The sequence below is a fragment of the Nocardiopsis trehalosi NBRC 14201 genome (assembly GCF_001552555.1).
GTDB lineage: Bacteria > Actinomycetota > Actinomycetes > Streptosporangiales > Streptosporangiaceae > Nocardiopsis_B > Nocardiopsis_B trehalosi.
Map to the genome: position 1 here is coordinate 1 of NZ_BCRK01000254.1, position 6,820 is coordinate 6,820.

Here is a 6,820-nt window from a genome sequence, read left to right on the forward strand (position 1 = left end):
CCGCCGCTCCCGGGCCCCCGGCGGGCCGACCGCTCGCCGGGGCACCCGCCGGGCACGTCCCGGCGGGTGCCGGACGGTCAGCAGGGCCGGCCGAAGTCCATGGTCAGCTCGGTGATCACCCAGCCACCGGCGGGCCCGCGTTCGGCGCGCACGGTGACCGGCACGCGGCCGGGCCGGTTGGGGTCCTTGGCCGACGCGCCGGTGCGCTCGTCCACGACGTCGACCCCCGTGGTGTCCCAGCAGTCGACCAGCGTCGCGGTCGGGGGGTCGCCCGCCAGGGCGGTGACCTCCGGGTCGGAGACCGCCGAGCCCTTGTGGACGACGCCCTCACCCTCGTAGTAGGCGAACTGCTCCAGCATGCTCTCCAGGAGCGGGGCGTCGACCAGGGGGGCGAGTTCGGCCTCGGCGTCCTCGGCGCTCCGCTCGCCGGCCAGCACGTCGGACTGCACGGCGCGGACGCGGTCGTAGGTGGCGACGACCGCCGCGGCCGCCGCCGGATCGACCGCGGCCGTGGCGGTGGCGCGGGTGTCGGCGGGCGCGTTCCGCTCGGCCTCGCTCGGGGCGCACGCGGCGGCCAGGACCGCGACGGCGCAAAGGAGGACGCGGGGCTGCCCTCCGCGCACACGGGGGCGGTCCGGCGGTCTCGCCATGCGGGCCTCCCCCTCGTCGGCGCGCCTCCCGCTGCGGACGGGATCGGGGCGGGCGGCGCGGAGCGGTGGACGGACCGGGCTCCGGGGCCGCCCCCGCATGTGTGATATCACCCTGTGTGCGCGGTCTCCAAGCGGGGCGTGACCGCTTGGGCCGTTCTTGGGGGAACGCGGCCCCGGCGCCGACCGGCCGCCCGCGGGCCCGCCCGCCGCCATCGGACGTCCACCCGGTGTTCGGTGAACGTCCGATTCCCGATCGCGGCCCGGTCCTACAGTGGCGCCCCATGGACATCGTCAACGCCGCCACGTTCTCCTCCATGGCCTTCAGCGCCGTGCTCGTCATGGGCACGGCCAACCGCGGCAAGATGCGCAGGATCCGGGACAACCTGCACGCGGTCGGCCGCGAGGTGGGCCGGCAGAGCCGGAAGTCCGACCGGGAGGCCACGGAGGCGCGGGCCGATCGCGCGGAGATCAAGGACCGGCTGGACCGCATCGAGCGGACCCACACCGTGGCCCAGGCGGCGCGCGCCGCGCAGGGACCCGCCCGGCACACCCTGCGCGCCGACCGGCTGCGCGCCGCCCGGCAGGCCCCCCGCCCCGACCGCAACGGGCGATCGGCCTGATGCGGGGGCCGGCGCGGCCGGGCAGCGGCCGCGTCCTCGGGGCGGCCGGTCGATCCGTCGGCACGTCGACCCGTCGACACGCGGCGGCACCGGGCCCCATGCGCATCAGGGGCTATCGCCGGCCGGGCCGCCGTAGTACAACGGCGGCATGAGACGCGCCGCTCCGGTCATGGTCGCCGCCGGGGCGCTCCTGGTGCTCGTCGCGGGGTGCGCCGAGGAGGCCGACCCCTGCGACGACACCCCTGAACTCGACCAGGTCGAGGGCGAGGCGCTGCCCGTCGAGGTGCCGCCGAGCGACGTGCTCCCCGGTCCCGACCCCGAGGCGGTCGCGTCCGCCGTCCCCGCGCTCGACGGGTTCCCCTCCGTCACCGAGCAGGTGATCGTCAACGTGCGCCGCGAGACGCTGGAGATGGCCGGGCGGATCGGTGGACTCGACGCCGGCCGGTGCGACGACGTCGTGGGCCGCGGTATCGGCTCGGTGACCCGGTGCACCGTCACCTACGAGGGGGTGGAGGTGGTGTGGGCGGTGGAGGTCACCGGCACGCCGCCGGGCATGTTCGGCGGCACCGACGTGGAGTACGCGACCCGGTTGGAGTCGGGGGTGCTCACCGCCGGCAAGGTCTACGAGCAGCTGGCCTGGAACACGCAGACCCGGCTCAACGGGCTGTCGGCGCGGTGCGAGGAACTGCCCGGCCTCTTCCCCGCCGTCCCCGGCGAGGACACCGGCCACCGCTGCCAGGACGTGCACTACTCCTGCACCGACGGCGTGGAGACCTACCGGTGGGAGCCGATGAGTGTCGGCGTCGACGAGGAGGGCTTCGTGGAGTTCGGGGTTCCGGGCGACTGACCCCGGCCCAGGCGGGTCGGTCTAGTCGACGCGGCCGGGCGGGCCCGCCGCGTCGCGGGCGGCGGCGTGCCGGAGGGCGAGCGCCACGCCCACCGGGGGCAGCACCGTCGCGGGCAGCAGGGCCAGGGCCACCGCGACCGGGACGGCCGCCGCGAACGCCCCGCTGGTGTACACGTTGCCGCCGCTGAGCAGGGACATGGCCTCCCCCGCCGGGCGGGCGAGGGGTGCCGCCGCGAGCCGCAGCAGGGCCGCCGCCGCGACGGCGGCCGCCGTTGCCGCCGCCCAGGCGCCGAGGAGCCGCCCCTGCCCGCTGCGCGTCAGCCGCCAGGAGCGGCGCAGCGCCCGCCCCGCCGGCGCGCCCTCGGCGACCACCACCGATGCGGCCAGGGAGAACCGGGCGTAGAGGTAGGGGCCGACGCACGCCGCGGCGAGCGGCAGGCCCAGCCCCACGACCCAGTCCACCGCCCGGTAGCCGGTGAAGGGCGATTGCGGGCGGTCGATCCCGGGGATCAGGCCGCCGTCGGCCAGGTCGTCGAACAGGGCGACGCCCAGCAGCGCGGTCACCGCGACGCCCGCCACGGTGGGCGCCTGCGCGGCGACGGCGCGGAGCGCGTGCGGCCGGGTGCGGCGCCACAGTGCGGCGGCGCCCAGGGGGCCGCCCCCGTCGCGGAGGTGGCGGACGGCGGCGGCCGACGCCGCCAGGTACAGGCCGAGCAGGACGGTCGCGAGCAGGAGCAGCAGGAGGACGGCCAGGGCGCCGGCCCCGAAGAGCGCGACCTCGGCGTCGCCCGTGTTGGAGAACGGGGGCTCCTCCCGCTTCCTGTTCCCCGCGACCAGCACCCGCAGGTGCTCGAAGGGACCCCAGGCGAGCGCGAACCCGAGCGCGGTGACCGCCGCGACGGCCGCGCAGGTCGGCGCGGTCAGGGCGAGGGCCAGGCCGTACAGCGGGCGCCGGAGGCGGCGGAGCGCCGCCGCCGTCCCGGGCGCGCGGCCCGGCGGGGCGCCCGGGCCCGGGGCCCGTCCGGGGCCGGACGCGTCCGGCCCCCCGTTCCCGCCGCCGTTCCCGCTCGCGCTCTCTGCCACAGCCGACCTCCTCGCGCCCCCACCGTAGTGGCCGGGCGGCGCGCGCCGCCCGGCGCGCTCCCGGCGGCCGGGGTCACCGGTCGGGCGGGGCGTCCAGCCAGCGGCCGACGAGGTCGGTGACGATGGCGCCGCCCTCGTCGCTCAGGTGGATGTGGTCGACGTAGAGGCCGAGCCCGTTGCCCCGGGCGACGTCGTCCCAGCTCCGGCCGAGCAGGTAGTGCTCGGCGGACGCCAGGTAGGCGGTGCCGAAGCCGAACCCGAAGGCGGGCCCCGCGCCGGACTCCGCGAGCCGCTCGGCGAACCGCTCGTTGACGGGCAGGTAGTCGGCCCCGGCGTGCTCGGCGGCCGCCCGGACCGCGGCGTTGTACGCGGGGAGCCGGCGGTTGACGTCGGCCCCGGGGTCCTCTCCCAGAGGGGGCAGCGAGACCAGGGCCACCCGGGCGGAGGTCCGTTCGGTGACGCGGGCGGTGATGGCGTCGAGGTGGGCGCGGTAGTCCTCGACCGGGACGCCGTCGCGGACGTCGTTGGTGCCGATGAGCAGGACGACGGCGTCCGGGTCGCACGCGACGACGTCGTCGTCCACGCGGCCGAGGAGGCCCGCGCTGGTGTCGCCGTTGATCCCGGCGTTGACGATGACGCGGCCGTCGGGTCCGGGCCGTTCACGCAGGTCGGCGACCCAGTCGTGGCCGAGCGTGCCCCGGGTCATGCTGGCGCCCGCGGCCACCACGACGGGGCCGCCGCCGTCCGGGCGGCCCTCGGCGCAGGCGTCGGCCGGGGCCGCGGCGACCGGGCGGAGGAACGCCGCGTAGCCGGGTACGGCGGCGGCGCCCAGGGCGGCGAGCAGGAGCGCGGTCAGGGCGGCGGCGGTCCGCCGCCGGGCGGGGGAGGCGGCCATGGTCAGTACCCCACCGCCACGGAGCGGCCGATGGTGGCCGGGTCGGCCAGGGCGGCGAGGACCGCGTGGGCGAGGTCGGTGCGGCCGATGGTGACGCCGCCGCGGACGTTGCGGTCGAGCGCGGTGCGGTAGGGGCGGGGGCCCGCGCCGGTGAGCCGGGGCGGGCGCATGAGCGTCCAGTCCAGGCCGCTGGCGCGCACGGCCGCCTCGGCGCGGGCGAAGTCGGCGAACCCGGCCCGCAGGTACCGCCGCAGCAGGGGCTTGACGAGGCGGGTGAACGGTCCGTCGCCGTCGTCCACGACGTGCCCGCTCGCGGTGACGACGACCAGCCGCCGGGTCCCGGCGGTCCGCATCACGGTGGCGATCGCGTGCGCCCCGTCGGCGCACACGGTCGTGGCGGCCCGGCCGTTCGGGCCCAGTGCCGAGACGACGGCGTCGCGGCCGGCCACCGCCTCGGTGATGGCGCGGGGGTCCAGGGCGTCGGCGGTCACGGTGGTGAGCCCCGGACGGTCGGCCTGCCGCAGCCGGGCGGGGTCGCGGACGACCGCGGTGACGTCGTGGCCGGATTCCAGCGCCCGGTCGACGACGAGCCCGCCCGTCCGGCCGGTGGCGCCGAAGACGGTGATGCGCATGGCGGTTCCTCCAGATCACTCGGGGGTTAGTGAACACTAGCCCCCGAGCATGGGCTAGTGTTCACTAACTGTCAAGCGGGAGACGGAGACGGAGGGCTGCGGTGAAGGCCACACGCGAGCGGATCCTCGACGCGGCGTCGGACATCCTGCGCACCCGCGGCGTCGTGCACGCCACGACGAAGGAGATCGCGCAGGCGACGGGGGTCTCCGAGCCCACGCTGTACAAGTACTTCGGCGACAAGGAGCGGCTGCTGCTCGCCGTCCTCCGGGAGCGCGTCCCCGGCCTGTCCGGGGCCGCCGTCCGCCCGGGCGAGGGCGACGTCGAGGAGAACCTGGCCGAACTCGCCCACGCGGCGATCGGCTTCTACCAGCGCACCTTCCCGATGATGGGAGCCCTCCTGGCGGACCCGCGGCGCATGGCGGCCCACCGCGAGGCCATGGAGCGCCACGGCGGCGGCCCCGACAAGGCGGTCGCCGGGTTCGCCGCCTACCTGCGGGCCGAGCAGGGCCTGGGCCGCGTCGCCGCCGACGCCGACCCGGCGGCGGCCGCCGCCCTTCTCCTCGGCGCGTGCTTCCAGGAGGCGTTCCTGCGCTACTACGCCGAGGGCCCCGACGCCGCCCCCGCCCCCCGCTCCCGCGCCACCGACCTCGCCCGCGCGGTCGTCCGCCCGCTGCGCTGACCGCCCGCTGCGCTGACCGCCCGCTGCGCTGACCGCCCGCTGCGCTGAGCGGCCGCGGCGCGTCCGGCTCCCCGGCGCCGGCGGCCGCTCGACGGCGGCCCGGTGACCAGGGGCGCTTCCGGTCGGGAGCCTCCAGTCGGGGCAAAGGTCCGGCCACGTTCGCGGCGGCCGGATCTGCCCCGCCGCCGGCGCGGGCAGCCGGTCCGGGGTCCGCCGCCTCCGCCTCGGAGGCCGGGCGGACGGCGCCGGGTGGGCCCGCCGCCCGGGCATCCGCGACAGGAGGCAGACCATGCCCTACGTGACCACCCGCGACGGTGTCGACGTCTACTACGAGGACTGGGGCGAGGGCCGCCCGGTCGTGTTCGTCCACGGCTGGCCGCTCAACGGCGACGCGTGGCAGGACCAGATGAAGGTGGTCGCCGACAACGGCTTCCGCGGCATCGCCCACGACCGGAGGGGGCACGGCCGGTCCGGCCGGCCCTGGACCGGCTACGACTTCGACACCTTCGCCGACGACCTGAACGACCTGCTGACCCACCTCGACGTGCGGGACGCCGCCCTGGTGGCGCACTCCATGGGCGGGGGCGAGCTGGCGCGCTACATCGGCCGCCACGGCACCGGCCGGGTGGGCCGGGCCGTCCTCCTCTCCGCGGTCCCGCCGATCATGGTCCGGTCGGAGTCCAACCCCGAAGGGGTGCCCGAGGACGTGCTCACCGGCATCAAGGACGGCATCATCGCGGAGCGGTCCCAGTTCTGGAAGGACACCGCCGAGGGCTTCTTCGGCGCGAACCGGCCCGGGAACAAGGTCACCCAGGGCAACAGGGACGCCTTCTGGTTCATGGCCATGCACCAGTGCGTCGAGGCCGGGGTCCGCTGCGTCGACGCGTTCGGCTACACCGACTTCACCGACGACCTGCGGCGCTTCGACGTGCCCACGCTGATCGTGCACGGCGACGACGACCAGGTGGTGCCCATCGACGCCACGGCCCGCAAGTCCGCCCGCATCATCCCGGACGCCACCCTGAAGGTCTACGAGGGCGGCTCCCACGGCATCGCCCTGGTCCCGGGCGACAAGGAGCGCTTCAACCGCGACCTCCTGGAGTTCCTCAAGGCCTGACCGGTGCCCGCGCCGTCGCGGTGCCGAGGCCGTCGGCCTCCGTGACGGCGCCCACCCGTATCGGCTCTACCGCCTGCACGCGCGCCCGGCGGGGGCGGGATGGGGTGGGTGTTCCTCGGCCGTTCCCGGGGGCGGCCACAGGACCGCGGTCGGAGCAATGCGCGTGCCCAAGCGGCACACCGAAGCGTCATAGCGATGTCAGCGCCCTTCGGCGTTGCACTCCGTTCCTCCGGGAGTTCCGGCAGAGCTGACCATGCCTCGGAGCGCGCGCCGTCCGGGCGTGCGGTGGTGCCCGG

The 6,820-nt window shown here is 77.0% G+C and carries 8 protein-coding genes; 4 read left to right on the top strand and 4 right to left on the bottom strand.

From position 1 onward, the window contains the following. Nucleotides 1–77: 77 nt before the first annotated feature. A complete protein-coding gene (locus NT8_RS26380; protein ID WP_157515986.1) occupies nt 78–650 on the bottom strand; it encodes a hypothetical protein in 573 nt (190 codons plus the stop codon). A gap of 281 nt (nt 651–931) precedes the next feature. On the opposite strand from NT8_RS26380, the gene NT8_RS26385 reads away from it, so the two are divergent. Together NT8_RS26385 and NT8_RS26390 are read left to right on the top strand one after the other, a co-directional pair. Next, nucleotides 932–1,270: a hypothetical protein gene (locus NT8_RS26385; RefSeq protein WP_067975300.1), complete on the top strand. Its 339-nt coding sequence runs from the start codon at nt 932–934 to the stop codon at nt 1,268–1,270. 148 nt (nt 1,271–1,418) lie between these two features. Next, nucleotides 1,419–2,117: a hypothetical protein gene (locus NT8_RS26390; protein ID WP_157515987.1), complete on the top strand. Its 699-nt coding sequence runs from the start codon at nt 1,419–1,421 to the stop codon at nt 2,115–2,117. Nucleotides 2,118–2,138: 21 nt separating this feature from the next. On the opposite strand, the gene NT8_RS26395 is transcribed toward NT8_RS26390, so the two are convergent. The 3 genes from NT8_RS26395 to NT8_RS26405 all read right to left on the bottom strand — a co-directional run bounded on the left by NT8_RS26395 (nt 2,139) and on the right by NT8_RS26405 (nt 4,727). Next, entirely contained in the window at nt 2,139–3,200 is a 1,062-nt protein-coding gene (locus NT8_RS26395) for a hypothetical protein (protein ID WP_067975306.1), read from the bottom strand. Nucleotides 3,201–3,273: 73 nt separating this feature from the next. Continuing rightward, the gene (locus NT8_RS26400; protein ID WP_067975310.1) at nt 3,274–4,095 is read right to left on the bottom strand and encodes an SGNH/GDSL hydrolase family protein; all 822 of its coding nucleotides are present in this window, start codon (nt 4,093–4,095) and stop codon (nt 3,274–3,276) included. Nucleotides 4,096–4,097: 2 nt separating this feature from the next. Beyond that, the gene (locus NT8_RS26405) at nt 4,098–4,727 is read right to left on the bottom strand and encodes an NAD(P)-dependent oxidoreductase (RefSeq protein WP_067975313.1); all 630 of its coding nucleotides are present in this window, start codon (nt 4,725–4,727) and stop codon (nt 4,098–4,100) included. Between the two features lie 101 nt (nt 4,728–4,828). Between NT8_RS26405 and NT8_RS26410 the strand changes: the two genes are divergently transcribed. Both NT8_RS26410 and NT8_RS26415 read left to right on the top strand, forming a co-directional pair. Beyond that, on the top strand, nt 4,829–5,407 hold the full coding sequence (locus NT8_RS26410) for a TetR/AcrR family transcriptional regulator (RefSeq protein WP_067975316.1): 579 nt from the start codon (nt 4,829–4,831) through the stop codon (nt 5,405–5,407). Nucleotides 5,408–5,696: 289 nt separating this feature from the next. Beyond that, entirely contained in the window at nt 5,697–6,524 is an 828-nt protein-coding gene (locus tag NT8_RS26415) for an alpha/beta fold hydrolase (RefSeq protein WP_067975319.1), read from the top strand. The last annotated feature ends 296 nt before the right edge of the window (nt 6,525–6,820 follow it).

Bases quoted from the DNA above. Each gene is read 5' to 3' on its own strand.
- NT8_RS26400 (WP_067975310.1), bottom strand. From the start codon at position 4,095: ATGGCCGCCTCCCCCGCCCGGCGGCGGACCGCCGCCGCCCTGACCGCG.
- NT8_RS26380 (WP_157515986.1), bottom strand. From the start codon at position 650: ATGGCGAGACCGCCGGACCGCCCCCGTGTGCGCGGAGGGCAGCCCCGC.
- NT8_RS26405 (WP_067975313.1), bottom strand. From the start codon at position 4,727: ATGCGCATCACCGTCTTCGGCGCCACCGGCCGGACGGGCGGGCTCGTC.
- NT8_RS26415 (WP_067975319.1), top strand. From the start codon at position 5,697: ATGCCCTACGTGACCACCCGCGACGGTGTCGACGTCTACTACGAGGAC.
- NT8_RS26385 (WP_067975300.1), top strand. From the start codon at position 932: ATGGACATCGTCAACGCCGCCACGTTCTCCTCCATGGCCTTCAGCGCC.
- NT8_RS26390 (WP_157515987.1), top strand. From the start codon at position 1,419: ATGAGACGCGCCGCTCCGGTCATGGTCGCCGCCGGGGCGCTCCTGGTG.